The sequence below is a fragment of the Streptomyces sp. CO7 genome (genome assembly GCF_053474865.1).
On the sequence record NZ_JBRIOU010000002.1, the window covers coordinates 1,433,715 to 1,434,136 of the forward strand.

Below are 422 nucleotides of genomic sequence, written 5' to 3' on the forward strand. Positions count from 1 at the left end.
GGCCCGTCCCGGGGCCCCGAAGCGTGGCCCCGGGCGCCCCCGCCCAGGGACGCGTGGGGAAACCCGCGCGCGACCACCGTCCTGAGTACGGTATGGTTGCCATGCACGTTCGGCCGGGGGAAACCCCAGGTCAGGCGGCAAACGGGACGTGGCGCAGCTTGGTAGCGCACTTGACTGGGGGTCAAGGGGTCGCAGGTTCAAATCCTGTCGTCCCGACTCGAAGGAGTCGTTGATCAGGGGCCGGTACCGGAGCAATCCGGTACCGGCCCCTGATCGTCGTGCGGGTCCGGACGGCGGTCCTCCCGCGTCTTGCCCTCACACCGCGCCGAGCGCCGTCTCGTCCACCGTGCCCGCGGCGTTGCGCGGCAGCCGGCCGGCCACCCGCACGGCGGGCCGGGGCCAGCCGTGCGGGTGGCCGGCCG

General features: G+C 73.9%; 1 tRNA gene. It reads left to right on the forward strand.

The features are described 5' to 3' along the window. Positions 1-142 precede the first annotated feature (142 nt). A tRNA-Pro gene (locus ACOV8S_RS08565) sits at positions 143-216 on the forward strand. The last annotated feature ends 206 nt before the right edge of the window (positions 217-422 follow it).